A 26,523-nucleotide genomic window follows, 5' to 3' on the forward strand; every position below is an offset into this window, starting at 1 on the left:
GCCGCCACTCCGTATGACGCCCACGACCCCGGCCGGGCGTCGTCCGACCCGGCTCCCCGGACGACCACCCCGCATGACGCCCCACCACCCCAGCGCACCCGCGCCTCGCGTCCTGACCACCTCCGGGACGCAAAGCCCGTGCGCCCGGGACACCGCAGCCCGCACAATCGCCTCTCGTGGGACACGTCGAGGTCAGTGGAGTGCGCTACGAGCTGCCCGACGGGCGGGTGCTGCTGGACGAGGTCTCGTTCCGGGTCGGCGACGGCGCGAAGGTGGCGCTGGTCGGGGCGAACGGGGCGGGCAAGACGACGCTGCTGCGCATCGTCACCGGCGAGCTGACGCCGCACGGCGGCGCGGTGACCCGCACCGGCGGGCTCGGCGTGATGCGGCAGGACGTCAAGGCCGGGCTGGGGACCGACGCCACGGTGGCCGACCTGCTGCGCTCGGTCTCGCCGGCGCGCGTGCGCACCGCGGCCGAGGCCGTCGACGCCTGCGAGCTCGCGCTGATGGAGAGCGACGACGAGAAGACCCAGCTGCGCTACGCCGAGGCGCTGCACGAGTACGCCGACGCCGGCGGCTACGACCTCGAGGTCACCTGGGACGTCTGCACCATCAAGGCGCTGAGCATCCCGTTCGACCGCGCCAAGTACCGCGAGCTGAAGACCCTCTCGGGCGGCGAGCAGAAGCGGCTGGTGCTCGAGTACCTGCTGGCCGGCCCCGACGAGGTGCTGCTGCTCGACGAGCCCGACAACTACCTCGACGTCCCCGGCAAGATGTGGCTCGAGGAGCGCATCCGCGCCAGCGACAAGACGATCCTGTTCATCAGCCACGACCGCGAGCTGCTGGCCAACACCGCCACCCGCGTCGTCACCGTCGAGCTCGGGTTCGCCGGCAACCTGGTCTGGACCCATCCCGGCGGCTTCGCCAGCTACCACGAGGCCCGCGTCGAGCGGTTCGCGCGCTTCGAGGAGCAGCGCAAGCGCTGGGACGAGGAGCACGCCAAGCTGCGCGCGCTCATGCTCATGTACAAGCAGAAGGCGGCCTACAACTCCGACATGGCGAGCCGTTACCAGGCGGCCGTCACCCGGCTGCGCAAGTTCGAGGAGGCCGGTCCGCCCACCGAGCAGCCGCGCGAGCAGCACGTCGTCATGCGGCTGCAGGGCGGCCGCACCGGCAAGCGCGCCGTCGTCTGCACGAACCTCGAGCTGACCGGGCTGATGCGGCCCTTCGACCTCGAGGTCTGGTACGGCGAGCGGGTCGCCGTCCTCGGCTCCAACGGCTCGGGCAAGTCGCACTTCCTGCGGTTGCTGGCCGCCGGCGGGTCCGACCCGGACGTCGAGCACCGGCCCGTCGACGACACTCCCGTCAAGCCGGTGCCCCACACCGGCACCGCCAAGCTCGGCGCCCGCGTGCGCCCCGGCTGGTTCGTGCAGACCCACGACCACCCCGAGCTGGTGGGCCGCACCCTGCTCGAGATCCTGCACCGCGGCGACCGGCAGCCCGACGGCCGCGGCCGCAACGGCATGGGCCGCGAGCAGGCCAGCCGGGTGCTCGACCGCTACGAGCTGAGCGCGCAGTCCGAGCAGCGGTTCGAGTCGCTCAGCGGCGGACAGCAGGCGCGGTTCCAGATCCTGCTGCTCGAGCTCTCCGGCGCCACGCTGCTGCTGCTCGACGAGCCCACCGACAACCTCGACGTGCAGTCGGCCGAGGCGCTCGAGGCCGGCCTGGCCGCGTTCGAGGGCACCGTGCTCGCCGTGACGCACGACCGCTGGTTCGCCCGCGGGTTCGACCGCTTCCTGGTCTACGGTGCCGACGGCGAGGTCTACGAGAGCGACGGTCCCGTGTGGGACGAGGGACGGGTGGCACGAGCACGATGACCGGTACGGATCTCCACGTCCACGAGCTCGACGTCCACGACGACGAGACCTTCGCGGCCTGGCACGGCGCCTACGCGGCCGCCCTCGACGCCGCCGTCGGCGAGGCGGCCATGACCTGGACGCTGCCCGAGCTGCAGGTGCAGATGCGCGAGCCGACGCGCGACCTCGAGCGCCACGGCTTCGTCGGGCGCGTCGGCGGGCCCGACGGCGAGGTCGTCGCGGCCGGGTTCGCGGGCTTCCCGCAGCTCGACAACCTCGAGAGCGCCTACCTCGAGACCAGCGTGCACCCCGACCACCAAGGCCGCGGCCACGGCACGGCGCTCGCGATCCACGTCGAGGAGTTCGCCGTCGCGGCCGGACGCCGGCTGCTCACCTGCGAGGTGCGCTGGCGCGGCGACCAGGGCTCGGACGGCGAGGGCTCGCCCGGCGCGGCGCTGGCCCGCAGCCGCGGGTTCAAGCTGGGGCTGACCGACGTCCAGCGGCGCCTCGACGGCCGCATCCCGGACGACGTCCTCGACGCCCTCGCGGCCGAGGCCGCGCCGCACCACACCGCCTACCGGCTCGACGCGTTCACGGGACCGATGAAGGACGAGTACGCCGAGAGCTGGCTGGCGCTCGCGAACACGCTCATGGTCGAGGCGCCGACCGGCGACATCGAGCGCGAGGCCGAGCGCACCGACCTCGCCACGCTGCGCGAGCAGGAGGAGAACGTGGCCAAGCAGGGCCGCACCCTGTTCAGCACCGTCGCGCTCGACGAGACCGGCGAGGTCGTCGCCTACACGACCATCGCGCACGGCGTCCACGACGTCTCCGGGGCGTTCCAGTGGGGCACCCAGGTGCACCGCGACCACCGCGGCCACCGCCTCGGCCTCGCCGTCAAGGTCGCCAACCACCGGCTGTTCCAGGCCGAGCGCCCCGACGTCGAGCGCGTCAGCACCTACAACGCCGAGTCGAACGTGCACATGATCGCCGTCAACGAGCGCCTCGGCTTCCAGCCCGTCTCCCGCATGGGCGAGTTCCAGAAGCGGGTCCCGCTGCGCGGGTAACTGCGTCGAGCTCGCTTCGCTCGCGCTCATCGCTGTTACACCCGGCCAGGCTCGCTGCGCTCGCGGCCGGGCATGCGGCGGCCACCGACCAAGGGAATGTGGTCGGTGGCCGCCGGTGTCGCCCCTCCCAGGACGTCTGTGGGCCCGCAGGCTGCGTCAGGACACGTTGGCGTCGGCGTCCGAGCCGAGCGTCAGCTGCACGGTGTCGGTCTGGCCGCCGCGCTCGTAGGTGATGGTGACGTTGTCGCCGGGGCGGTAGGAGCGGATCGTCGCGACGAGCGAGTCCGAGCCGGTGATGAGGGTGTCGTCGACCTTGGTGATGACGTCGCCGTCCTGCAGGCCGGCCTCGCCGGCCGCGGTGTCGGCGCCCACCTGCTCGATCTGGGCACCGTCGACCACGAGCGCGCCGCCGGTGGCGGGGGCGTCGGTCGCCGAGACGCCGATGCGGGCGTGTGTCGGGGTCTCGCCGTTCTTCATCTGCTCGATGACCGGCAGCACCTCGTCGATCGGGATGGCGAAGCCGAGGCCGATGGAGCCCGACTCGCCCTGGCCCGAGCCGGTCGAGCGGATCGAGGAGTTGATGCCGACGACGCGACCATCGAGGTCGACCAGCGGGCCACCGCTGTTGCCGGGGTTGATGGCGGCGTCGGTCTGGATCGCCGGGTAGACCGTCGCGTTGCCCTGCGCGTCGGAGCCGACGTCGACCGGCCGGTCGAGCGCGCTGACGATGCCGGAGGTGACGGTGGCGTCGAGGCCGAACGGCGAGCCGATGGCCACGACCTCCTCGCCGACGTCGACCTTGTCGGAGGAGCCGATGGTCGCGGGCGTGAGGCCCGAGACGCCCTCGGCCTGCACCAGCGCGGTGTCGGTGAGCGGGTCGAGGCCCACGACCTTCGCCTGCGCGTGGCTGCCGTCGCTGAAGGACGCCGTGATCTCGCCGTTCTCACCGGCCACCTCGGCCACGTGGTTGTTGGTCAGGATCAGGCCGTCCGAGCTGAGGACGATGCCCGAACCCGAGCCGCGCTCCTGGTCGCCGGCCACGTCGAGCTTGACCACCGAGGGCAGCACCTTGTCGGCGGCCTGCTCGACCGAGCCGTCGGCCGCCGGGGTGTCGTCGCCACCCACGACCTGGCTCGTCGTGACCGGCGCGGACGACGGCGAGCCCCCGTCGTCGTCCGCCAGGGCGCCGTAGACCGCGGCGCCCCCCAGGCCCGCGCCCCCGCCGACGACGAGCGCGGCGGCGACGACCGCCGTGGCGAAGCGGCGCCGGCCGCTCGCCGAGCGCGGCGCGGCGGGCTGCTGGGCCGGCAGCACCCGGGTGCCGGCGTCGTAGGGGTTGTACGGCGGGGGCGGCGGGTAGCCGCGGTCCTGGAACAGCGGACGCTGCGACGGCGGCGGCCCGAAGGGCTGCGGCGGCTGGGAGGGCGAGTCGTTCATGTCCTCGACGGTGCTCCGGGTGGCTGTGACGAGGCTGAGACGCGGCTGGGGCGAGGAGAAGAACGATCGCCGGGTGCTGTGGCGCGGCTCACACCGAGCCGACACAATGACCCGGCATGAGCCAGCCCGCGCCGCCCCGCTTCGTCGACGACCGCATCGCCCACTGGGCCACGGCCACGCCGGACGCCGAGGCGGTCACCTACCTCTCGCGCACCTTCACCTGGTCTGCGTGGTTCGACCGCGTCCGGCGCAACGCCGGCGGCCTGCGTGCGCTCGGGGTCGGTCGCGGCGACGTCGTCGCCTTCCTCGACAAGAACCACCCCGCCTGTGTCGAGACCTCGCTCGCCTGCGCCTCGATCGGCGCCGCCAACGCCATCGTCAACTGGCGCTCGGCGCCCGACGAGGTCGAGTACGCCGTCGCCGACTGCGGCGCCACCGTGCTGTTCGTCGGCTCCGAGCTGATGCCGACCGTCGAGAAGGTGCGCGACCGGCTGCCCGCCGTCCAGCACGTCGTCGAGGTGACCCCCGAGGGCGTCGACTGCGCCTACGAGCAGTGGCTGGCGTCGTCCGAGCCGCTCGACCACGACCCCGAGGTGACCGAGGACGACGTGTGCCTGGTCATGTACTCCTCCGGCACCACCGGCCGGCCGAAGGGGGTCATGCTGACCCACCGCAACATGGTCGCCCACACCGTCAACGCCCACGACGGCTGGGGCTTCGAGCCGGGCGACAAGTCGATGGTCTCGATGCCGCTGTTCCACGTCGGCGGCTCGTCGTACGTGCTGTTCGGCATCCACGACGGCGTCGCCAGCCACATGACCCGCGACCCCGACGGCGCCTCCCTCGCCGCCGCCATCATGGCCGGCGCCAACCGCACCTTCCTGGTGCCGGCGGTGCTCGCGCAGGTGCTGCAGAACGGGCCGGACGCCGTCCGCCTGTTCGGGGCGCTGAAGACCTACACCTACGGCGCCGCGCCGATGCCGCCGCCGCTGCTGCGCGCGGCGATGGAGGCCTGGCCCGACACCGACTTCATCCAGGTCTACGGCCTCACCGAGGTCGCCGGCGTCGCCACCCACCTGATGCCCGACGAGCACCGCACCGCGGTCTCCACCGGCCACCCGGAGCGGCTGGTCTCGGCCGGCCGGCCGATCCCCGAGGTCGAGGTGCGCGTGGTCGACCCGGCCACCCTGGACGACGTCCCCACCGGCGAGCCGGGGGAGATCTGGCTGCGCGGCCCGCAGGTGTTCAAGGGCTACCTCGGCAAGCCCGAGGCCACGGCCGAGGTGATCACCGCCGACGGGTGGTTCCGCACCGGCGACCTCGGCCGGGTCGACGACGACGGCTACGTCTTCGTCGAGGACCGCCTCAAGGACCTCATCATCAGCGGCGGCGAGAACATCTACAGCCCCGAGGTCGAGCGGGTGCTCGCCGAGCACCCGGCCGTCATGGAGGTCGCGGTCATCGGCGTCCCCGACGAGGTGTGGGGCGAGTCGGTCAAGGCCGTCGTGTCGCTGCACGAGGGCGCCGAGGCGACGGAGGCCGAGCTCATCGCCTTCTGCCGCGAGAGCCTGGCCGCGTTCAAGTGCCCCAAGACCGTCGAGATCACCGGTCCGCTGCCCCGCAACCCCACCGGCAAGATCCTCAAGCGCGACCTCCGCAAGCCCTACTGGGAGGGCCGCGACCGCCAGGTCAACTGACGGGGTCTCGAGGCTCGGCCGTGGCCGGCCTCGCACCTCGACCATCGTCAGGTCCGGCCCCCACGATGGTCGAGGTGCGAGGAGCCCCGGCGACGAGCCTCGAGACCACCGGCCCTCCACGCGAGGGCACCCGGCGGCACGACATGATGCGCCCGTGACCACCGCGCGGCTCGTGCCCGTCACCGTCGAGATGGACGGCGACGAGCTCGACGCCGAGGACGCCTGGCACCTCGCCCGCAAGCACGGGCTGCGCTCGATCGCGGTCGGGGCGTTCGTGCGCTTCCGCTTCGGCGACGGCTTCACCAACAGCCGCGCGCTGGCGCTGCAGACCTGCTTGGCCGTCGTCCCGTTCCTGGTCGCGGTCACTGGGCTCTCGGCCGACATCGACGACCGCCGGTGGGCGAGCGTGGTGGCGCGCACCGTGGCCGCGGTCGCGCCCGGCGGCGGCACCGAGGACGCCCTCACCGGTGCCGTCAGCGGCGGTTCCGAGCGCACCGGCGAGGTCGCGCTCGTGCTCGGCCTGCTGCTCGCGCTGGTCTCGATGACCACCGCGATGGCGCAGGTCGAGCGCGGCAGCAACCGCATCTACGGCATCCGGCGCGACCGCAAGGCGGTCTACAAGTACGGCCGCTCGGCGGTGCTGACCGCGATCCTCGCCGTCCCGGTGGGCGTCGGCTTCGCGCTGCTGGTCGCCGGTGGCGCCTTCGGCGACGCGATGGTCGCCGAGTACGGCTGGACGTCGGGCACCCACCGCACCTGGGAGGTGCTGCGCTGGCCGGCCGGTCTGGTGCTGCTGGTCACCGCGATCGCCGTCCTGCTCGACCACTCGCCGCGGCGGCGGCAGCCGGCCCTGTCGTGGCTCGCGCTCGGCGCGGCGGTCTCGGTCACCCTGAGCGTGCTCGCGGCCGCCGGGCTGTCGCTCTACGTGAAGGTCAGCGGCTCCTTCGACAGCACCTACGGCCCGCTGGCCGGCATCGTGGCGCTCCTGGTGTGGAGCCTGATGTCGGCGGTCTCGTTCTTCTACGGCGTGGCGGTGTGCGCTCAGCTCGAGGCGCTGCGGGCCGACGAGCCCGACCCGGCCGAGCCCGACCCCGGCCGCCCCCACCAGCGCGCCGTCAGCAACACCCGCTCCGTCTCGGGTGGGATGGGGTCGTGATCGTCCTCGTCGTCGGCGTCCTCGTGGCCCTGCTCGGGCTGTTCCTGCTGCGCCGCGCGCAGGCGCGCCAGCGCTCGCGGCTCGACACCGCCAACAACCTCGTCTCGGGCGTCGTGGTCATCGTCATCGGTGCCGCGATGGTGCTCTTCGGCCTGCTCGAGCTGGTCGGCTAGCGAGCCTCGGGCAGCCGCCAGGTCGTCCAGGGCGAGGTGCGGTCACCGCACAGCACGCCCACGAGCAGCGGCGGGACGCCGGGCACCCGCCCCGTGAGCGGGGCGAGGGCGTCGCGGGGCACGGCGAGCGGCGTCAGGTCGCTCTGGAAGACCGGCATCATCAGCCGGGTCGCCCACTGGTACCAGCGCAGGTGGGCGGCGCGGTCGCGGCGGTAGGCCGCGAGCGCCCCGGCCAGGGTGGGGTGGTGGCCGAGCGCGTGCGCCAGCGACCACGCGTCGGCCAGCGCCAGCGACGTGCCGGTGCCGAGCTGCGGGCTCATCGCGTGGGCGCTGTCGCCGACCAGCACCGCCGCGTGCTCGTCGCGCGGGCCCGCCAACCGGTAGGGCGTGCGGACGACGACGTCGCGGTAGGCGGCGGGCAGCAGCGCCTCGACGCGGTCGAGCAGCGCCGCGTGCGGGCCGGCGAACCGCGCCGCCCGCTCGCGCCAGGCCGACAGCCCGCGCGTGACGACGCCGGCGGCGTCCGCGTGCCGCACCGACCAGAACAGCGAGGCCCGGCCGCGCCCGGTGGGCAGCACCCCGAGGTACTCCCGCGTGCCGCCGACGCACTGGTAGAGCGTGCCGCCGGCGGTCTCCTCGACGTCGTCGACGATGGCCCAGAGCGCCCCGTAGGCGTAGGGACGGTCGCGCGCGGTCACGCCCATCGAGGCCCGCACGCGCGAGCGGCCGCCGTCGCCGCCCACGACGAGGTCGAAGACGTCGAGGTCGCCGGACGCCGTCTCGACCGCGATGCCGGACGGCGTCGGCCGCACCCCGGTCACCGCGACGCCGAGCCGCACCGGCACGCCGCGCCGGCGCACGGCGTCGTGCAGCAGCGCGAACAGGTCGCCCCGGTGCACCCCGAGCGCCGGCGTCGCGCCGGGCAGGGCGTCGTAGGCGAGGTCGAGCAGCGTGCGGGCCGGACGTCGTCCACTCGGCGCGGCCACGATCTCGACGTGCGCCACCGGCTGGGAGCGGGTCCGCAGCGGCGCGAGCAGGTCAAGGCGGTCGAGCACCTGCTGGCCGAGGGCCTGCAGCCACAGCCCGGCGCCGACCGGCCGGGGGTCGGCCGCCTGCTCGACGACGGTGACGTCGTGGCCCGCGTCGGCGATCAGGCAGGCCAGGGTGGTGCCCGCCGTCCCCAACCCCACGATGCCGACCCTCACGGTCGCCATCCTGCCTGCCCCTCGCGCGCTGTCGGTGGTCGCTGCTTGGCTCGGGCCGTGCCCGACGCCGACCCCGCCCGCCCGCGGTTCTGGATCAACACCATCAGCCGCGACCACGTGCGGCTCGGCGTCGCCGGCGGCTTCACTCAGGCCGACCACGGTCGCGACACCCGGCTGCGGCGGCTCGGTCGAGGCGACGGCATCGCCTTCTACTCCGCCCGCACCGCCCTGCACGAGGGCCGGGTGCTGCAGCGCTTCACCGCGATCGGCGTCGTCGCCGACGACGAGCCCTACCGGTTCGAGACCCGTCCCGGCGTGCACCACTGGCGCCGCCGGGTCGACTTCGAGACCGACGTCGCCGAGGTGCCGGTGCGCCCCCTGCTGCCGCTGCTCGGCTTCGTCGACGACGAGCAGCGGTGGGGCCTGCCGTTCCGGCGTGGCATGTTCGAGGTGCCCGCCGGCGACTTCGCCGCCGTGGCCGGCGCCCTGCGCGACGCCGCCCGCCTCACCGATGAGTCCGCGGGGATCATCGGGTCGTCCTCGGGGTGAGCGAGCAGCGACTGGTCCCGGTGGACGACGGCGTCGAGCTGTGCGTGCAGACCTTCGGCGAGCCCGCCGACCCGCCGGTGGTGCTGGTCTCGGGTGCGGCGACGTCGATGGACTGGTGGCCGCTCGCCTGGTGCGAGCGCCTCGCCGCGGGCGGCCGGTACGTCGTCCGCTTCGACCACCGCGACACCGGACGCTCCACCACCGGCCCGGTCGGCGAGCCCGACTACGACGGCGACGTCCTCACCCTCGACACGGCGCGGCTGGTCGAGGCGCTCGGTCTCGCGCCCGCCCACGTGGTCGGGGCCTCGATGGGCGGCGGAATCGCGCAGAGCCTCGCGCTGCGCCGTCCCGAGCTGGTCGCCTCGCTCGTGCTGGTCGCCACCAGCGCCGCGGGCGGCGTGGACGACGACCTCCCCGGCCCCGAGCCGCGCGTGGCGGCGACCTTCACCGACCCGCCGCCCGACCCCGACTGGGCCGACCGCGACGCCTACGTCGCCTGGGTGCTCGACGCCGAGCGCACCTGGGCGGGCGCCCTGGGTGTCGACGAGGACGACGTCCGCGCGGGCGCCGGCGCCACGTTCGACCGCAGCCACGACGTCGCCGCCGCGGGCAACCACTGGATCGCCGTCGAGCGCGACGGCGGCGCGCCCCCGCTCGACGTCCACGACCTCGCCGTGCCGGTGCTCGTCGTCCACGGCAGCGACGACCCGATGTTCCCGCTGCCGCACGGCGAGGCGCTGGCCGCCGCGGTCACCGGCGCCCAGCTGCTCGTCGTCGAGGGCATGGGCCACCAGGTGCCGCCGCGCGCCACCTGGGACGTCGTGGTCCCGGCCGTGCTGGCCCACACCGCGACCTGATCCGAGCGATCGCACGGTTCGTGCACCCGGGAAGCCAGCGAGCCCCGCCCGAATCCGGGCGGGGCTCGTCGGTCAGCGAGTCAGCAGCAGGCTCAGGCCCAGCGCTCGGACGCCGGCGTGAAGTCGCGGGTGCGCTCGCCGGTGTAGATCTGCTTGGGGCGCGCGATCTTCTGCTCCTTGTCCTGCACCAGCTCGAGCCACTGCGCGAGCCAGCCCGGCGTGCGGCCGATGGCGAAGAGCACCGTGAACATCTCGGGCGGGAACTGGAAGGCCTCGTAGATCAGGCCGGAGTAGAAGTCGACGTTCGGGTAGAGCTTGCGGCTGACGAAGTAGTCGTCCTCGAGCGCGATCTTCTCCAGCTCGAGCGCGATGTCGAGGAGCGGGTTGGTGCCGGTGACCTCGAAGACGTCCATCGCGGCCTGCTTGATGATGCGCGCCCGCGGGTCGTAGTTCTTGTAGACGCGGTGGCCGAAGCCCATGAGGCGCTCGTTGCCGTCCTTCACGCCCTTGATGAAGTCGGGGATGTTCTCCTTCGACCCGATGCGCTTGAGCGACTTCAGCACCGCCTCGTTGGCGCCGCCGTGCAGCGGGCCGTAGAGCGCCGCGACGCCGGCCGCGACCGCCGAGTAGGGGTCGACCTGCGAGGAGCCCACCGAGCGCACGGCGTTGGTGGAGCAGTTCTGCTCGTGGTCGGCGTGGAGGATGAACAGCACGTCGAGGGCGCGGACGAGGCGCTCGTCGGCGATGTAGTCGCGCTCGCTCATCTTGAACAGCATCGAGAGGAAGTTCGCGGTGTAGCCGAGCTCGTTGTCGGGATAGACGAACGGCTTGCCCTGCGCGTTGCGGAACGACCAGGCGCCGAGCGTCGGCATCTTGGCGATCATCCGCACGATCTGCAGGTGGCGGTTGTCGGCGTCCTTGAGGTTGGTGGCGTCGGGGTAGAACGTCGACAGCGCACCCACCGAGGCCATCAGCATGCCCATGGGGTGGGCGTCGTAGCGGAAGCCCTCCATGAAGCTCTTGATGTTCTCGTGGACGAACGTGTGGTAGGTGATGTCGTGCACCCACGCGTCGTACTCGGCCTTCGACGGCAGCGACCCGTGCACGAGCAGGTAGGCGACCTCGAGGAAGTTCGATCCCTCGGCGAGCTGCTCGATGGGGTAGCCGCGGTACTCCAGGACGCCGGCCTCGCCGTCGATGTAGGTCACCGACGAGCGGCAGGACGCCGTGTTGACGAAGCCGGGGTCGTAGACGGCCAGCCCCGGGTTGTCGTCGTCGGCCTTGATCTTCCCGATGTCGGCGGCCTTGATGGCGCCGTCGGTGATCGGGACGTCGTACTCCTGCCCGGTGCGGTTGTCGCGGACGGTGAGAGAGTCGGTCACGCGTGCCAACTTAGTGGGCGGGTACGGAGCACCGCACCCCCGGCCTGGCGTTGTCGAGACAACTCGCGTGGTCTCGACACGCCGCCGCGGCCTCGTTCCTCGCCCGCGGGCTCGTTGTTCCTCGCCCGCGGGCTTGTTCGACCTCGGTCGGTGGTGGCGGTCCTCGTGCCTCGGCCCCCCACCCTCCCCGGGTTTTGACCCTCCCGAAGACCCGCGCCTAGACTCGTGCGGTCCCGCCGGACCTGTGGTGTCCGTGCGTGCATCGGGGTCACCGGCCCCGACCAGCAACCAGTCGACGAAGAGGCTCTATCACCGTGCGTACGTTCAGCCCGAAGCCCGCTGACCTCCAGCGCCAGTGGCACGTCATCGACGCCGAGGACGTCGTCCTCGGCCGTCTGGCGGTCGAGTGCGCGACGCTCCTGCGGGGCAAGCACAAGCCGACCTACGCCCCGCACATGGACACCGGTGACTTCGTCATCGTCGTCAACGCCGAGAAGGTGGCGCTGGCCGGCAACAAGGCGCAGACCAAGAAGGTCTACCGCCACTCCGGCTACCCCGGCGGCCTGACCGAGACCGCGATCGGCGACCTGCTCGCCAAGGACGCGCGCAAGGTCGTCGAGAACGCCGTGTGGGGCATGCTCCCCAAGAACAAGCTCAGCCGCGCGCAGCTCACCAAGCTCAAGGTGTACGCCGGCCCCGAGCACCCGCACGCCGCTCAGCAGGCCGTGCCGTTCGAGATCACCCAGATCGCCCAGTAGTAGAGGCAGAGGACATCGTGAGCGAGACCAGCACCGAGGTCGAGGAGACCTTCCAGACCGACGAGCAGGGCGTGGCCTACACCTCCGAGAGCGCTGGCGCGCCCGGTGAGTCCGCCTCCCGTCCGGCCACCATCGCCCCCGCGCAGGCCACCGGCCGGCGCAAGGAGGCCGTGGCGCGCGTCCGGATCGTCCCGGGCACCGGCGAGTGGCGGGTCAACGGCCGCACCCTCGACTCCTACTTCCCGAACAAGCTGCACCAGCAGGTCGTCAACGAGCCGTTCGCGGCGCTGCACCTCGAGGGTCGCTTCGACGTCATCGCCCGCATCCACGGCGGCGGCATCACCGGCCAGGCCGGCGCGCTGCGCCTCGGTGTGGCCCGCTGCCTCAACGACGTCGACCTCGAGGCCAACCGCCCCACGCTGAAGAAGGCCGGGCTGCTCACGCGTGACGCCCGCGTCATCGAGCGCAAGAAGGCCGGCCTCAAGAAGGCTCGCAAGGCCCCGCAGTTCAGCAAGCGCTGATCCCGCCGGCGTGCCGCGCATCTTCGGCACCGACGGCGTCCGGGGTCTCGCGAACGGCAGGTTGACCGCCGAGCTCGCGCTCGACCTCGGCGCAGCCGCGGCGCGCGTCCTGGTCGACCAGGGCACGTTCTCCGGCCAGCGACCGCTCGCGGTCGTCGGCCGTGACACCCGCATCTCGGGCCAGTTCCTCGAGCACGCCGTCGTCGCCGGCCTCGCCGGCGCCGGCGTCGACGTGCTCCGGCTGCGGGTGCTGCCGACCCCCGGCGTCGCCTACTTCACCGACGCCCTCGGCGCCGACGTCGGCGTCGTCATCAGCGCCTCGCACAACGCGATGCCCGACAACGGCATCAAGTTCCTCGCCCACGGCGGCGTGAAGCTGGACGACGAGGTCGAGCGCCGCATCGAGGCTGTGCTCGACCAGGACTGGAGCCGGCCCACGGGTGCGGACGTCGGTCGCGTGCGTCCCTACGCCCCCACGGTCGACGAGTACGCCGCGCACCTGGTGCGCACGCTCGACGCGCCCGAGGAGCGCCCGCTCGCCGGGGTGCGCGTCGTCCTCGACTGCGCGCACGGCGCCGCCAGCGTGGTCGGACCGCGTGCCCTCGCCGACGCCGGCGTCGAGGTCGTCGCCATCGGCGCCGAGCCTGACGGGCTCAACATCAATGACGGCTACGGCTCCACCGACCTCGCCCGCCTGCAGCGCGCCGTGGTCGACCGCGGCGCCCACGCCGGCTTCGCCCTCGACGGCGACGCCGACCGCTGCCTGGCCGTCGACGCCACCGGCGCGGTGGTCGACGGCGACCAGCTGATGGGCATCCTCGCCCTCGACCTGCACGAGCGCGGCCGGCTGGTCGACGACACCCTCGTCGCCACGGTGATGAGCAACCTCGGGCTGCTGCAGGCGATGACCGCCGCAGGCGTGAAGGTGATGCAGACCGCCGTGGGCGACCGCTACGTGCTCGAGGCGATGCGCTCCGGCGGCTACAACCTCGGTGGCGAGCAGTCGGGCCACGTCATCCTGCGCGACCACGCCACCACCGGCGACGGCCTGCTCACCGCGCTGCACGTCATCCAGCGCATGGTCACCACCGGGCGCTCGCTGCGCGACCTCGCCTCGGTGGTCGAGCGGCTGCCGCAGGTGCTGGTCAACGTGCCCGACGTCGACGTCGCCCGCTGCGCCACCGACGAGACCCTCGCCGCCGCCGTCGCCGACGAGCAGGCGGCGCTCGGCGAGACCGGCCGCGTGCTGCTGCGCCCCTCGGGCACCGAGCCCCTGGTGCGCGTGATGGTCGAGGCCGCGACCCCCCAGACCGCCCGCGACGTCGCCGAGCGACTCGCCGGCGTCGTGCGTGCCCAGCTCGGACCATCGACCCCCTCGGAGGAATCGTGACCCGCCCCCTGCCGCAGCGCCTCGCTGCGGCCACCGCCGCCGGCCTGCTCGCCCTCACCCTCGCCGCCTGCGGCAACGAGAGCGACGGTGACGAGAACGCGAACGACGACACCGGCAGCCAGAGCAGCGAGAGCAGCGAGAGCAGCGACGCCGCGCCGAGCAGCGACCCCGCGAGCAGCGACGCCGCGAGCAGCGACGCGCCGGCCGAGTCGCCGAGCGAGGAGGGGTCCGAGGCGGGGGGCGAGCTGCCCGCGTGGGCGCCCGAGGTCGTGACCGACGCCGAGGGCGACGTCACCGCGCTCGACTTCACCGACACCCCCGAGCCGACCGGCGAGCTCGAGGTGGCCACGATCACCGAGGGCGACGGTCCGCCGGTCGAGGCCGGGCAGACGCTGACCGTCGACTACTTCGGCGCGGTCTACCAGGGCGACGCCCAGTTCGACGACAGCTACAGCCGCGGCGAGCCCGCCACCTTCCCGATCGGCGTCGGCCAGCTGATCCAGGGCTGGGACGAGGGCATCCCCGGCACGCCGGTCGGCAGCCGGATCATCATGATGATCCCGCCCGACCTGGGCTACGGGGCCGCCGGCTCGCCGCCGGTCATCCCGGCCGACTCGACCCTCTACTTCGTGATCGACGTCCTCGACGCCTCCTGACGCGGTGATCGAGGTCCGTCCGCTCGACCCGGACGACGACGCCCAGGCCCGCGCGTTCTGGCGGGTCAACCGTGACGCGGTCGCCGACCAGCCCTACCACCCCTACCCGCCGTGGGAGGCGGCCCGGGTGTTCCTGCGCGAGGGCCGGCCCCAGAGCGTCGAGGTCCACCTCGCGGCCTGGGACGGCCAGGCGATGGTCGGTGCCGGCTCCGCCGCGGGGTCGACCGCCGACAACACCGACCTCGCCCGCGCCGAGGTGGCCGTCGTCCCCGACCGGCGCCGGGCCGGCATCGGGTCCGCCGTCCTCGACGGGCTCGTGACGTGGGCGCGCGAGCACGGCCGCACCACGCTGACCTCCGAGGTGCTCGCGCCGCTGGACGCCGAGGGCCCCGGCGCGCTGTTCGCCCGCCGGCACGGGTTCGAGGTCGACCTGGTCGACGCCTTCAAGGTCGCCGACCTGCACGCCACGCAGGGGCAGTGGGAGGCGCTGGCGGCCGAGACGGCGCCGCACCACGTCGACTACCGCGTCGTGACGGCGTGGGGGCCGCTGCCCGACCACCTCGCCGCGGGCTACTGCGCGCTGTCGAACCGCTTCTACGAGCTGGCACCGAGCGGTGAGGTGGAGCGCGCGGCCGAGACGTGGGACCTCGCCCGGCTGCGCGCCCGCGACGAGCGCAACCGCCGGGCCGGCCGGCTCGAGCTCGTCTCGCTGGCCCTCGCCGCCGACGACGAGGTGGTCGCCCTCACCGAGATCGTCTGCGACGGCGCCGACGCGGGCCACGCCTACCAGGGCGCCACCATCGTCGAGCCGGGTTACCGCGGTCACCGTCTCGGGCTGGCGCTCAAGCTCGCCAACCACCGTGCGCTGCTCGACCGGCTCCCCGGCACCGCCTGGATCGCCACCGGCAACGCCGACGTCAACGCGGCCATGAACGCCATCAACGACCGGCTCGGCTTCCGCGTCGTCGCCCGCGGCCTCGAGCTCGCCCGCCGGCTCTAGCCCGCGGCCCTCCCCGCGCCGCGACGACGAGCCGGGGCCCGATCGCCCGATCTGCACTACCGTGGCGCCGTGGCCGGAGAGGCGGGACGGGGCGCCGGACGACGCGCGCCCACCGTCGACGCCGTCGTCGCGGGCGCTCTGCGGCAGGTCTCCGACGAGCCCGAGGTCGCCCGCGCCGGGCTCGCGCTGGTCGAGGGCGGTGGGCGCCGGCTGCGCTTCACGGCCTCCGACCGCACCTCGATCGACCCGGCCGACCCGGCTGGGCCCGACGACCCGATCGACTGGTGCCACATCGACGCCTACGACGACGTGCCGCTGACCCTCGTAGCCCGCACCGGCGAGAACGTGGCCGGCATGCTGCCCGACCTGCACCCGCTGTTCCCCGGCTACGTCGAGAAGCAGATGCAGACCGAGACCCGCGCGCTGGTCGCCGTCCCGCTCGCGCTGCACGGCCAGGTGCTCGGGGGGCTGCTCGCCTTCGCCGAGGACCCGCCCGGCGCCGCCGGACCGGTCGACCCGGCCGACCTGCAGCGGCGGATCAGCCGTCACGCCGTCGCGCTCGCCGACGCGCTGCGGGTCGCCCAGCTGCGGGCGCCGCGCGACGACGGCGGCCTGGCCGCGACCGTCGCACCCGACGGCGCCCTGGTGGCCGACGCGGTCGTCGACGGCCACCCCCGCGCGGTGGGCGAGGCCCGCCGCTTCGTGCGCCGGCACCTGGGGGAGTGGGAGGTCGACGACGACGTCGTCGACACCGTCGTGCTGTGCCTGTCCGAGATCGTGACCAACGCCGTCGTCCACACCGGGGCGGCGTCCGAGCTGCGGATGGCCCTCGACGAGGGCGTCCTCACGGTCGCGGTGCGCGACCAGGGCAGTCACCACGGCGAGCGGCCCGACCCGGTGCGCGAGGGCCACGGCTCCGCCGACGACCCGCTGCGGGTGCACGGTCGCGGCCTGCAGCTGGTCGAGGCGCTGGCGGCCCGCTGGGGCTCCGAGCCGGACGCCGTCGGCACCACCGTCTGGTTCGTCTTCGACCTGGCCTGAGGCACCTCGCGTCACCCTCGTGCGGATGCGCGCCCTGAGGGATTTCTTGCGGAATCCCTGAACTGGTCAAGAACGCATCTTCAAGGGCGATACTCATAGTGATGTCAGGTCGATCGATGACCGGGAGATGACCCGGCTCGTGGCCGTCCTGACGTCTCCCCCCACCCAGCGCTGAGGAACCAGCTCATGAACCACGCTCGCAAGGTCGTGCTCGCCGTCCTGGCCGCCCTCGCGCTCCTGCTCACCACCGTCTCGACCGCGACGTCGTCCGTCGCGGCCCCGGTCGGAGAGCACGCTGCCTCGTCGACGCCGTCCGTCGCGAGGCAGGGGGGAGCCGTCGGTCGCGTCCGCGGCGAGATCCGCGGCCCGCAGCCGGGTGCGCCGAAGGTCAAGATGGCGTGGTTCCGCGCCGACTGGACCTACCTCGGTGCCAAGAAGGTCTACGCCGGCGGCTACTCGCTGACGCTGCCCCCGGGCACCTACCACCTGCAGTTCACCGACCAGCGGCCCGCCTACGACACCAAGAAGTACGCGCCGGCCGACGCCACGGTCACCGTCCGCGCCGGTCGCACCACCGCCCGCTCGGTCAAGATGCGCGTCGGCGCCTCGATCGGCGGCGTCGCCAAGGCCGGCGGCAAGGTCGCCCCCGGTGCCCGCATCGTGGCCGCCAACACCTCCGAGCGCTCGTGGGAGACCAGCGCCGACAAGCAGGGCAACTTCGCCCTCGGCGGGCTGCCCGCCGGCACCTACTCGGTCTTCACCTACGACCGCAGCAGCACCTGGGTCGGCAAGAGCACCTACGCGCCGAAGCTCAAGCTCGGCACCTACACCCCGGTGAAGATCAACCTCACCACCAAGGCCGGCACCCTCATCCTCGACCTCTACACCGGCGAGTCGTCGTGGCGCGGCAAGGCCTTCCTCACCGCGGTCAGCAAGGCCACCGGCCAGTTCTGGACCGCCCGCGCCGGCAACGGCAGCGTCACCTTCCGTGGCCTGGCCCCCGGCCGCTACACGGTCGTGGTGCCCAACCTCGGCAACTACCTCGGCACCACCGTGCGGGTCGGCTCGCAGGTGCGCCCCGGCCGCGCCGCCTTCGGCAGCGTGCGCCTGACCAAGCGCGCCGGGTGGGTCACCGGACGCCTGGTCGACGGCCGTCACCCCAACGTCGGGCTCGGCGGCGCCGAGGTGCGGCTGCTCGACCGCAACGGCTCGGTGATCGGCTTCGCCACGTCGCGTGACAGCGGTCGCTTCACCATCGACGGCGCCCTCGGCGCCCAGGCCGGGGCACGCATCGTCGCCGGTCCGCCCGTCGGCAACCCCTACCTCGGGCAGGGCACCAGCTACTGCAAGTACGGCAAGGCCAGTCGCGCTCCGATCACCGTGCGCAACGGCCGCCAGACGGAGATCGGCAGCCTCGCAATGCCCCACCTGCCCGACGCCCAGCAGGACGGCCCTCAGTGCCGCCGCACCCCGACCTCCGCCAGGAGCGCCGCATGACCACCGACGAGACCCGCCCGATGACCGAGGTCGGGGGCCCCGAGAGCTCGCAGGCCGTGCAGGCCGCCCAGGCCGGCTACGTCCTCTCGCCCGACCCGTCGCTGGCCGCCTACGCCAGCCAGTACCTCGACGAGGTCGCGGCCATCCCGACGCAGCGGGCCACCGTGGGCGCGATCATCCCGGCCTACAACGAGGCCGAGACGATCGGCGGCGTCCTCGACTCGCTGCTCATGCAGACGCGTCTGCCCGACGTCATCCACGTCATCATCAACAACACCTCCGACGACTCCGTCGAGATCGCCAGCCACTACGCCGGCCCGCACACGCGGCAGACCGCCACCGGTGACCAGCACACGACGATCTACGTCCACGACATCGGCAAGAACCCCGACAAGAAGGTCGGTGCGCTCAACTACGGCTACGGCCTGGTCGAGCACATGGACTACCTGCTCGGCGTCGACGGCGACACCACGCCCGAGCCGGACGCCGTCGAGGCCCTGGTCAACGAGATCTCCAGCGACGACCGCATCGGCGGCATCTCGGCCATCTACTCCATCGACGACAGCGCCCTCGACGGCCCGATCGCGAAGTTCCTCATCGCCGGCCAGCGCGCCCAGTTCTCGGCGTTCAACATGCAGAACCTGCTGCGCGGCCGCAACATGGCCGTGCTCGGCGGCCAGTTCTCGATCTTCTCGACCGCCGCGCTGCGCGCCGTCCTCAAGGACAGCCACCAGCGCACCCCGTGGGTCAACGACTCCGAGGTCGAGGACTCCCTGCTCTCGCTGCAGATCAAGAGCGCCGGCTACCTGACCAAGATCAGCGCGACCGCCCGCGCCCACGTCGGCGGCATGACCACCCTGCGCAGCCTCGACGCCCAGCAGGTCAAGTGGAACTTCGGCGCCATCGACCTGATGTGGCCCGGCCAGCGCGGCGACACCCGCGGCCAACCGTTCCACCCCAACCTGCGGCTGCGCTGGTTCGAGCACATCTCGATGGTCATCAACATCGTGACCCGCTTCATGTTCCTGCTGCTGCTGCTCGGCTCGCTGTCGATCAGCGCGTTCGTCTTCCAGGCCTGGTGGCTCATCCCGCCGGCGATCGCGATCCTGCTGAACCTCAAGGTCTCCGCGTCCATGGCCTTCGCCGGACGACGAGACCACCTCTTCGCGTTCCTGCTGTGGCCCGCCGAGTTCTACATGTGGCTACGCATGGGCCACTTCGTGCGGGCGTGGACGAAGTTCTTCAGCCACCAGCACACCGACAACTGGGCCGCCCAGGCCAAGGCCGAGCGCGGCAAGGGCATCGCGTGGCTCTACCCGTTCGTGGTGCTCTTCGTCTTCCTCGCCGCCGCCACCGCCGTGTGGCTGCAGCTGCCGATCGCGCTGCGCTCCGACATCCTGGCGGTCGGATGGCCCATCCTGGGTGTCGTGACCGTGCTGCAGACTGCGTGGATGTTCCTCAAGGTGATGCGCCGTACCCGCGGGTTCAAGGCGTGAGGCGCGGCGTCCGCCCGGCTCGGGCCGCGCTGGCCGCCATCGTCGCCCTGTGCGTGGTGTCGCTGTCGGGCTGCTCGCTCATCCAGGGCGACGAGGAGGAGCCCGAGAGCCCGGCGCCGTCGTCGCCCACGAGCGCCGACGTCAGCGAGGAGACCCAGATCGACTCGCAGTTCACCCGGGACGGCACCTTCCAGTCCCACATCTCCGTCAAGGGCGCGAAGGACGTCGACTTCGTCTACACGCTGTACCCGACGAAGGCGACGCCGCGCACGAACGAGTGGTACCCGAAGGGCGACAAGTTCTTCTCCTTCACCTTCCAGGCCTACGACCTGTCGAAGAAGCTGCGCGCGCCGTTCGAGTCCAAGCGGCTGGTCTACCTCGACACCATCAAGGTCACCTCGAGCACCATCACCGTCGACGGTGGCAAGACCCAGCGGCCCTACAAGCTCAAGGCCGTGGCCTCCGAGGTCACCTTCGACCCCGAGCCGCTGACCACGAAGTACGGCATGCTCATCACCTCGCCGAAGGGCGCCTTCGAGCTGCGCAACCAGGCCATCGGCTCGGTCTCCGACGACACCCGCGGCATCGAGCTGACCTTCACCGCGGTCGTCAACATCGAGACCGAGGCCGGCTCCGGTGACTACATCGAGCGCAAGGTGAAGCAGGTCGTGCCGATCGCGATCTTCGAGTCCGACGAGCCCACCCAGGCCGCGAAGATCCCCGTCAACGCCAACTGACCCGACCCCACGGACCCGGGCCCTTCGACAGGCTCAGGGTCCGTGGGCGCGTCTGCGTCCGACGGCGGCCGAGCCCCGAGACCCCTCGCCGTCCACGGGTACCCGGCCGCACGGACCCTGAGCTCGTCGAAGGGCCGGTGGTCTCGACGACGCTCGTTCCTCGCTGCTCGACCCCCGGAGGTGGCCCCCACGGTGGTCGAGGTGCGAGGCCTCCTGCCGTCGACGGGGACCCGGCCACACGGGCCCTGAGCTCGTCGAAGGGTTCGCGTGGAGGGCCCGGGGGTCTCGAGGCTCGTCGCCAGGCTCCTCGCACCTCGACCATCGTCGGTGGTCCTCGCACCTCGACCGTCGTGAGGGGCGGGATCCCGCGACGTCAGGTGAGGGGGACGAGGCGGTAGCCGACTCCCTTGACGGTCTCGATCCAGCGGGGGACGGCGCCGTCGTCGCCGAGCTTGCGCTTGAGGCTGGTGACGTGGCCGTCGACCGCGCGCTTGTCGGCCTCGTTGACGAAGTAGGAGGTCACGTAGGTCTGGCCGCGGACGGCGAGCACCAGGTCGGCCTTGCTGCGCACGCGGCGGCCGGTGCGGAGCAGGGAGAGCAGGATCTCGGTCTCGGGCGGGGTCAGCTGCACCGGGCTGCCCGACAGCGACGTGCCGCCGGTGACGGTGTCGACGGTCAGGGCGCCGTAGCGGATCAGGTTGCCCTGCACGTCGACCTGGGTGTTCTCGGCCGGGGCGGTCGCGGGCGCCGGAGGCGGCTGCGGCACCGGGTGGTGCTCGGGCTGCGCGGCGGGCTGGGCCGCGGGAGCGGCCGGCTGGGCGGGCTGGGCCGCCGGCTGCGCGGGCTGGGCCGCGGGCTGGGCGGGCTCGGCCGGCTGCGCCGGCTGGGGCGACTCGTGGGGCGCGACGCGTCGTCCGGCGTAGGCACTGGGCGTGCGGGAGACGGCGGGCGGGGTCTCGAGCGGCTTGGTGTAGGGCTGCGGGGCGATCTCGTCGCGGAACTCGCGGGCCGCGGCGAGCACCCACGACTCCGGCTCGGCCGGCTTGTTCGAGGCGAGCGGCGCGCGGCCGCCGGCCTCGGAGAGGCTCTGGTCGGTGTAGCGCGCGCGGCGCAGCATCGAGTCGGCGCGGGCGCGCAGCTCGCGCGGGCGGAACGGCTTGACGAGGTAGTCGTCGGCGCCGGCCTCGAACCCCCGGATGATGTCGACCTCCTGGGTGAGCGAGGTGATCATGATCAGGTAGGTCTGGCTGAACTCGCGCAGCCGCTTGGCCACCGCGAAGCCGTCGATCCCGGGCATGTTGACGTCGAGCGTGGTGAGCATCGGCTCGTAGTCGCGCACGGCGTCGATGGCGGAGACGCCGTCGTCGGCGAGCACGATCTGGAAGCCGGACTGCTCCAGCACCATGCGGATCAGGTCGCGGACGTCGGGGTCGTCCTCGGCGATGACGGCGATCAGGGGCGACGACACCGCGTCAGGGTACCGACTGACGGCCCGGCCGGGGTCGGTACGGCCCACCCGGTGACCGGGCTCACCCGATCGGGCCGAGACGTCACCAGCCGGCGGCCTCGGCGAGGGCGAGGGCCCGGTCGATCCACACCTCGCCCGCCGTGGGGCCACCGTGGCAGGTGCCGTCGCTCTCGGCGGGCGGCTTGATCCAGAGGACGGCGTCGAGCGGCGTCCCGTCGTCGACGAAGCCGGGCTCGGTGCCCAGCGCCCGGCCGGACGGGTTGCACCAGTCGCTCACCGGCGTGGTGGTGCCGTCGGGGTCGCCGTTGCGGCCGGTGTCGATGACGTAGTGCGCGCCGCCGAGGAGGTCGCTCAGCCGGCGGGCGAAGCTGATCTCGTTGGCCTGCGGCTGGTAGTTGGCGACATTGGTCGAGAAGCCGCGGACGCCGTCCACCCCGACCTGCTGCAGCAGCGGCGCCATCTGCTCCGGCTCGATCCAGTCGGAGTGCCCGGCGTCGACGTAGGTGGTGGTGCCGGCGTCGGCGAACGCGCCCACCGCGCCCTTCATCACGTCGAGGCGCACCTGGTCGGCCTCCTCGCCGCCGGTGTCGCAGGCCAGGACGCCGGGCAGGGCGTCGGGCTCGACGACCACCGCGCTCTGGTCGCCGGCCGCCGCGGCGATCTCCTGCACCCAGGGCAGGTAGGTCTCGGGGGTCAGGCCGCCGGCGGAGAAGGCGCCCGAGCAGTCGCGGTCGGGGATGCCGTAGACGACGAACAGCGGCACCGTCTGCCCCGCGGCGCGCTGGACGACGCCGCTGACGAAGGGCCCGACGCTGCCGGTGGGGTAGCGCTCGGGGGTCAGCCAGATGCCGGTCGGCACCTCGTCGAGGCGCGTCAGGAGGTCGGCCGTGGCCTGGTCGCCGTCGGCCGTCGCCTGCTTGGCGGCCGCCTCGAGCCGCGGGGTGGCCTCGTCGAACTGCGCCTTCTCGGCGAACGGGTTGGCCGACCCGGCCTGGTCGTCGTCGGAGTCGCCGCCGCACCCGGCGAGCAGGCCTGCCGCGAGCACGGCTGAGGCGACCACGGTCAGTCGCCGGACGGGGAGGGAGAACACGTCCCGAATTGTCCCTCGCGCCGCGCGTCGCGGGGGCATTCCGGGGGGAGTGACAGAACCCACCTCATGGCATAACGTTTCTCGTTAACAACGAGAAACGCTATGGAGGCGACCATGAGCCAGCCGCAGACCACCCCCCGTCGTGACCCGCTCGCGCCGGTCGAGACGGTGATCAGCCTCGTCCTCACGCTCTGCGCGACGCTGCTGGTGCTCCAGGTCGTGCTGAGCGTGGCTGCCGCCTTCGACCCCGACGCGACCGTCGGCCCGGGCCCGACCTGCGCCGTCGTGGGCGAGAACGAGCGCCACGACCTCCGGGCCGAGGGGGCGTCGCAGTCCGAGCTCGGGTTCAGCGACGGCGTCGCGACCTACGAGCCCGAGAACGTCGAGGTCTGTCTCGACGACCCGAACGGGTGGCAGGCGGGCGCGGGCGTCGTGGTCGGATCCATCGGCTTCCTGGAGTTCGCCGTCGCGATCTTCCTCCTGCGGCGGGTGGTGCGCACCGCACGGCGCGACGGCCTGTTCGTGCCGGCCACCGTGGGTGAGATCCGCCGGCTCGGGCACGTGCTGCTCGCCTTCGTCGTCCTCGGCCCGCTGGTCACCGTGGCGGGGACGTGGGTGGTGGTGGCGCCGACGGACGTGTCGGTCGACCTGCCCGACCTCCTCGTGCTCGTCGGCGTGCCCTGGGTGCTGCTGCTGGTGGCCGCCGGCGTGGTCACCGTGGCGCGCGTGCTCGACCACGCCGCCGAGCTGCAGGACGACGTCGACCACACCGTATGAGCGCGCGCCCTCCCGCGGACGCCGACCACGCCGTCGTCGTCCACCTCGACGAGCTGCTCGAGGCGCGCGGCATGACCCTCACCGAGCTGGCCGACGCCATCGGGCTCAGCGTCGTCAACCTGTCGATCCTGAAGAACGGCCGGGCGCGGGCCGTGCGCTTCAACACCCTGACCGCCATCTGCCGGGTGCTCGGCTGTCAGCCCGGCGACGTGATCTCCGTCGACGACGGGGGCGGCTGAACCGGTCAGAGACCGCGGCGCAGCGTCGGCTTCGTGCGGGGTGCGTGGCGGGGGTTCTTCCGGTCCTCCGGCGGGCGGGGGAGGGTCGGCCAGCGCCGCTGCAGCCGGTCGCGCAGGGCGTGGCCCCGGACGCCGGCGACGGCGTTCGCGACGAGCCCGACGAACAGCAGCACGGCCCCGAGGACGACGCCGGCGGTCGCGGCGTCCTGCAGGCCGGCGAAGAGCTCGCGGTGGTCGGCGTCGTCGCCGGTGGCCAGCTGCAGCACCGCGAGGGCCGGCACCAGCACGAAGCTGCCGAGCGCGGCGGCCACCTGGCCGAGGTCGGACGGCCGGCGCTCGCCGTGACGCTGCAGCAGCGCGTCGTCCGGGCGGGTGGCGGTGACGTCGTCGAGCGCGCGGGACAGCTCGGCGCGCTCGGTCGCCCGGGCCCGGAACAGGAGCAGCCCGCCGGCCGCCGCGAGCAGGATGCCGGCCAGCCCGAGCGTCACCGCGACCCACAGCGCCCCGTCGAGCACCGCCTGCGCGCCGTCGGAGAAGTCGCCGCGGTCCTGCAGCCGGCCGCCGGGCCGCGCCACCGAGCCGGGGTACTGCACGAACAGGAAGAGCTCGAGCAGGGTGCACCCGAGGCACCCCACGACCGCCCCCGCGGCGACCAGGAGCCAGCCCCGACGGACCTGCGGGTCCTCGGTGCCGCGCAGGACGGTGCGCGGCCGCTCTCCGGCGGCGCGGACCGCCTTGCGGGCGGCGCCCCACGCGCTCTGCTCGGCGTGCGCGCTCCAGTGCTCGGCGACGCGGCGCTGCCGCCGACGGTGGGCCGGTCGCGACACCAGCAGCAGCCAGGCCGCCAGCGCGGCCGAGACGAGGACGACGCCCACGCAGACCCGGAGGATCCTCGGCTCGTCGTCGACCACGGCCGCGACCATCGCGAGCAGGCCGAGGGCGACGTGGCCGCCGAGCACGACCAGCAGCGCCAGGTGTGGCGGCAGCACGACCTGCTCGACCTGCGCCGGGTGGGGCGCGGCGAGCGGCTCGGCGCCGTCGTCCGCGGCCCGCACCAGCGACCGCGAGACCCCCACGGCCCGCACCGAGAGCGCCACCGGCACCGCGACCGCACAGAGGTAGGCGAAGGCGACCAGCCAGCCCATGGCCGACCGCGCCACCAGGTCGATGCTCGAGGCCTCCGGCACCAGCCCCTGCTCGCCGAGCAGGGCGATCAGCAGGATCGCGGCGAAGCCGGCGGTGAGGCCGACGGCGGCGGCGACCAGGGTGCTCCCGACGGCGTACGCCGCCTCGGTCACCGGCCCGACGCGGTACTCGCGCCAGTACCCCTGGTGCGGGTCGACCCCCGGTGGACGGGTCTGCGGGACGGTCACGCCGACGTCCTACCCAGGACCGCTACAGCTTGCGCAGGCGCACGTAGCGCACCGAGTGGTCGCGGTCCTTGCGCAGCACCAGCGTGGCGCGCGAGCGGGTGGGCAGCACGTTCTGGGCCAGGTTCGGGCCGTTGATGGCGTCCCAGATGCGGGAGGCCTCGGCGACCGCCTCGTCGCGGGTGAGGGCGGCGTACTTGGCGAAGTAGGAGCCGGGGTCGCGGAAGGCGGTCTCGCGCAGCCGCAGGAACCGCGAGACGTACCACTCGCGGATGTGCGCGGTGCCGGCGTCGACGTAGACGGAGAAGTCGAAGAAGTCGCTGACCGCCAGCCCGGTGCGGCCGTCGTCGCGCACCCGCGCCGGCTGCAGCACGTTCAGGCCCTCGACGATCACGATGTCGGGCCGCTTGACCACGACCGTCTCGTCGGGGACGACGTCGTAGACCAGGTGGGAATAGATCGGCGCCTCCACCTCGTCCCTGCCCGACTTGATGTCGACCACGAACCGCAGCAGCGCGCGCCGGTCGTAGGACTCCGGGAAGCCCTTGCGCTGCAGCAGCCCGCGCCGCTCGAGCTCGGCGTTGGGGTAGAGGAAGCCGTCGGTGGTCACGAGCGCGACGTTGGGGTGCTCGGGCCAGTGCGCCAGCATCTGCTGCAGCACGCGCGCCGTCGTCGACTTGCCGACCGCCACCGACCCGGCCAGCCCGATGACGAAGGGCGTGCGCGGCGGGGCCGCCTCGTGCAGGAAGGCCTGCTGCTCGCGGTGCAGCGTGCCCGCCGCCGCCACGTAGAGGCTCAGCAGCCGCGACAGCGGCAGGTAGACCTCCTGCACCTCCTCGAGGTCGAGCGCCTCGCCCAGGCCGCGCAGCGCCCGCACCTCGTCGGCCCGCAGCGGGTTCTCAGTCTCGCGGGCCAGCGCCGCCCAGGCCGACCGGTCGAGCTCGAGGTAGGGGGAGGACTCACGGGCCGCGTCGTCGGTGCGGTGCCCGTGGGGGCCGTGAGCCATGGGCGGGATTGTTGCAGCACCACCGCGCGGTGGGGCGCAGCGGCGCTCGGTCGGTCGACCGGTCTTCTCGTGGCGTCCGGCCGGGCTCGCTCCGCTCG

25 protein-coding genes are annotated in these 26,523 nt (G+C 73.2%); 18 read left to right on the forward strand and 7 right to left on the reverse strand.

The window, feature by feature from the left end; translation table 11 throughout:
• The first annotated feature begins 176 nt into the window (after positions 1-176).
• Together ABEA04_RS08415 and ABEA04_RS08420 are read left to right on the forward strand one after the other, a co-directional pair.
• Complete coding sequence (locus ABEA04_RS08415) at positions 177-1,877, forward strand: ABC-F family ATP-binding cassette domain-containing protein (RefSeq protein ID WP_345456897.1); 1,701 nt, start codon at positions 177-179, stop codon at positions 1,875-1,877.
• Complete coding sequence (locus ABEA04_RS08420; RefSeq protein WP_345456900.1) at positions 1,874-2,923, forward strand: GNAT family N-acetyltransferase; 1,050 nt, start codon at positions 1,874-1,876, stop codon at positions 2,921-2,923. Before ABEA04_RS08415 ends, ABEA04_RS08420 begins: the two co-directional genes overlap by 4 nt.
• Positions 2,924-3,079: 156 nt before the next feature.
• On the opposite strand, the gene ABEA04_RS08425 is transcribed toward ABEA04_RS08420, so the two are convergent.
• The gene (locus tag ABEA04_RS08425) at positions 3,080-4,360 is read right to left on the reverse strand and encodes a S1C family serine protease (RefSeq protein WP_345456903.1); all 1,281 of its coding nucleotides are present in this window, start codon (positions 4,358-4,360) and stop codon (positions 3,080-3,082) included.
• A gap of 116 nt (positions 4,361-4,476) precedes the next feature.
• On the opposite strand from ABEA04_RS08425, the gene ABEA04_RS08430 reads away from it, so the two are divergent.
• The 3 genes from ABEA04_RS08430 to ABEA04_RS08440 all read left to right on the forward strand — a co-directional run bounded on the left by ABEA04_RS08430 (position 4,477) and on the right by ABEA04_RS08440 (position 7,386).
• Positions 4,477-6,057: a long-chain-fatty-acid--CoA ligase gene (locus ABEA04_RS08430; RefSeq protein ID WP_345456906.1), complete on the forward strand. Its 1,581-nt coding sequence runs from the start codon at positions 4,477-4,479 to the stop codon at positions 6,055-6,057.
• A 154-nt stretch (positions 6,058-6,211) separates the two neighbouring features.
• Positions 6,212-7,213, forward strand: a complete 1,002-nt coding sequence (locus tag ABEA04_RS08435; RefSeq protein ID WP_345456909.1) for a YihY/virulence factor BrkB family protein — start codon at positions 6,212-6,214, stop codon at positions 7,211-7,213.
• A complete protein-coding gene (locus ABEA04_RS08440; protein ID WP_345456912.1) occupies positions 7,210-7,386 on the forward strand; it encodes a hypothetical protein in 177 nt (58 codons plus the stop codon). Before ABEA04_RS08435 ends, ABEA04_RS08440 begins: the two co-directional genes overlap by 4 nt.
• Here the strand turns inward: ABEA04_RS08440 and ABEA04_RS08445 are convergent.
• Positions 7,383-8,591, reverse strand: a complete 1,209-nt coding sequence (locus ABEA04_RS08445; RefSeq protein ID WP_345456915.1) for an FAD-dependent oxidoreductase — start codon at positions 8,589-8,591, stop codon at positions 7,383-7,385. The genes ABEA04_RS08440 and ABEA04_RS08445 overlap by 4 nt on opposite strands.
• Before the next feature lie 57 nt (positions 8,592-8,648).
• Here ABEA04_RS08445 and ABEA04_RS08450 point away from each other — a divergent pair, with 57 nt between their 5' ends.
• On the forward strand, positions 8,649-9,140 hold the full coding sequence (locus tag ABEA04_RS08450) for an EVE domain-containing protein (protein WP_345456918.1): 492 nt from the start codon (positions 8,649-8,651) through the stop codon (positions 9,138-9,140).
• Entirely contained in the window at positions 9,137-9,997 is an 861-nt protein-coding gene (locus tag ABEA04_RS08455; protein WP_345456921.1) for an alpha/beta fold hydrolase, read from the forward strand. Before ABEA04_RS08450 ends, ABEA04_RS08455 begins: the two co-directional genes overlap by 4 nt.
• 92 nt (positions 9,998-10,089) lie before the next feature.
• On the opposite strand, the gene ABEA04_RS08460 is transcribed toward ABEA04_RS08455, so the two are convergent.
• On the reverse strand, positions 10,090-11,379 hold the full coding sequence (locus ABEA04_RS08460; protein ID WP_345456924.1) for a citrate synthase: 1,290 nt from the start codon (positions 11,377-11,379) through the stop codon (positions 10,090-10,092).
• A gap of 314 nt (positions 11,380-11,693) precedes the next feature.
• On the opposite strand from ABEA04_RS08460, the gene rplM reads away from it, so the two are divergent.
• From rplM to ABEA04_RS08505, 9 genes are all read left to right on the forward strand, one after another.
• The gene (gene rplM / locus ABEA04_RS08465; RefSeq protein ID WP_345456927.1) at positions 11,694-12,137 is read left to right on the forward strand and encodes a 50S ribosomal protein L13; all 444 of its coding nucleotides are present in this window, start codon (positions 11,694-11,696) and stop codon (positions 12,135-12,137) included.
• A 17-nt stretch (positions 12,138-12,154) separates the two neighbouring features.
• Entirely contained in the window at positions 12,155-12,658 is a 504-nt protein-coding gene (rpsI, locus tag ABEA04_RS08470) for a 30S ribosomal protein S9 (protein ID WP_345456930.1), read from the forward strand.
• Between the two features lie 10 nt (positions 12,659-12,668).
• On the forward strand, positions 12,669-14,048 hold the full coding sequence (gene glmM / locus ABEA04_RS08475) for a phosphoglucosamine mutase (RefSeq protein ID WP_345456933.1): 1,380 nt from the start codon (positions 12,669-12,671) through the stop codon (positions 14,046-14,048).
• Positions 14,045-14,704 (forward strand): FKBP-type peptidyl-prolyl cis-trans isomerase, encoded by a 660-nt coding sequence (locus ABEA04_RS08480; RefSeq protein ID WP_345456936.1) that lies wholly within the window; start codon positions 14,045-14,047, stop codon positions 14,702-14,704. The genes glmM and ABEA04_RS08480 overlap by 4 nt, the downstream gene beginning before the upstream one ends.
• Positions 14,705-14,708: 4 nt before the next feature.
• The gene (locus tag ABEA04_RS08485; protein ID WP_345456939.1) at positions 14,709-15,704 is read left to right on the forward strand and encodes a GNAT family N-acetyltransferase; all 996 of its coding nucleotides are present in this window, start codon (positions 14,709-14,711) and stop codon (positions 15,702-15,704) included.
• A 69-nt stretch (positions 15,705-15,773) separates the two neighbouring features.
• Positions 15,774-16,745 carry an ATP-binding protein gene (locus tag ABEA04_RS08490; RefSeq protein ID WP_345456942.1) on the forward strand — a complete coding sequence of 324 codons (972 nt, stop codon included), beginning with the start codon at positions 15,774-15,776 and terminating at the stop codon, positions 16,743-16,745.
• A gap of 186 nt (positions 16,746-16,931) precedes the next feature.
• Complete coding sequence (locus ABEA04_RS08495; protein ID WP_345456945.1) at positions 16,932-18,242, forward strand: MSCRAMM family protein; 1,311 nt, start codon at positions 16,932-16,934, stop codon at positions 18,240-18,242.
• A complete protein-coding gene (locus tag ABEA04_RS08500) occupies positions 18,239-19,738 on the forward strand; it encodes a glycosyltransferase family 2 protein (protein WP_345456948.1) in 1,500 nt (499 codons plus the stop codon). The genes ABEA04_RS08495 and ABEA04_RS08500 overlap by 4 nt, the downstream gene beginning before the upstream one ends.
• Positions 19,735-20,475 (forward strand): hypothetical protein, encoded by a 741-nt coding sequence (locus ABEA04_RS08505; protein WP_345456951.1) that lies wholly within the window; start codon positions 19,735-19,737, stop codon positions 20,473-20,475. The genes ABEA04_RS08500 and ABEA04_RS08505 overlap by 4 nt, the downstream gene beginning before the upstream one ends.
• Before the next feature lie 373 nt (positions 20,476-20,848).
• Here ABEA04_RS08505 and ABEA04_RS08510 read toward each other — a convergent pair whose 3' ends face one another.
• Both ABEA04_RS08510 and ABEA04_RS08515 read right to left on the reverse strand, forming a co-directional pair.
• Positions 20,849-21,943, reverse strand: coding sequence for a winged helix-turn-helix transcriptional regulator (locus ABEA04_RS08510; protein ID WP_345456953.1), 1,095 nt, complete (start codon positions 21,941-21,943; stop codon positions 20,849-20,851).
• A gap of 82 nt (positions 21,944-22,025) precedes the next feature.
• Complete coding sequence (locus tag ABEA04_RS08515) at positions 22,026-23,033, reverse strand: glycoside hydrolase family 6 protein (RefSeq protein ID WP_345456956.1); 1,008 nt, start codon at positions 23,031-23,033, stop codon at positions 22,026-22,028.
• A 114-nt stretch (positions 23,034-23,147) separates the two neighbouring features.
• Here ABEA04_RS08515 and ABEA04_RS08520 point away from each other — a divergent pair, with 114 nt between their 5' ends.
• Positions 23,148-23,810, forward strand: a complete 663-nt coding sequence (locus ABEA04_RS08520) for a DUF2975 domain-containing protein (protein WP_345456959.1) — start codon at positions 23,148-23,150, stop codon at positions 23,808-23,810.
• The gene (locus ABEA04_RS08525) at positions 23,807-24,049 is read left to right on the forward strand and encodes a helix-turn-helix domain-containing protein (RefSeq protein WP_345456962.1); all 243 of its coding nucleotides are present in this window, start codon (positions 23,807-23,809) and stop codon (positions 24,047-24,049) included. The genes ABEA04_RS08520 and ABEA04_RS08525 overlap by 4 nt, the downstream gene beginning before the upstream one ends.
• A 5-nt stretch (positions 24,050-24,054) precedes the next feature.
• Here the strand turns inward: ABEA04_RS08525 and ABEA04_RS08530 are convergent, their stop codons facing one another.
• Together ABEA04_RS08530 and coaA are read right to left on the reverse strand one after the other, a co-directional pair.
• Complete coding sequence (locus tag ABEA04_RS08530) at positions 24,055-25,422, reverse strand: hypothetical protein (protein ID WP_345456964.1); 1,368 nt, start codon at positions 25,420-25,422, stop codon at positions 24,055-24,057.
• A 22-nt stretch (positions 25,423-25,444) separates the two neighbouring features.
• Entirely contained in the window at positions 25,445-26,425 is a 981-nt protein-coding gene (gene coaA / locus ABEA04_RS08535; protein WP_345456965.1) for a type I pantothenate kinase, read from the reverse strand.
• Positions 26,426-26,523: the final 98 nt, after the last annotated feature.

Origin of the sequence: Nocardioides marinquilinus, from assembly GCF_039543705.1 — a bacterium.
In the GTDB taxonomy this organism is placed as follows: Bacteria; Actinomycetota; Actinomycetes; order Propionibacteriales; family Nocardioidaceae; genus Nocardioides; species Nocardioides marinquilinus.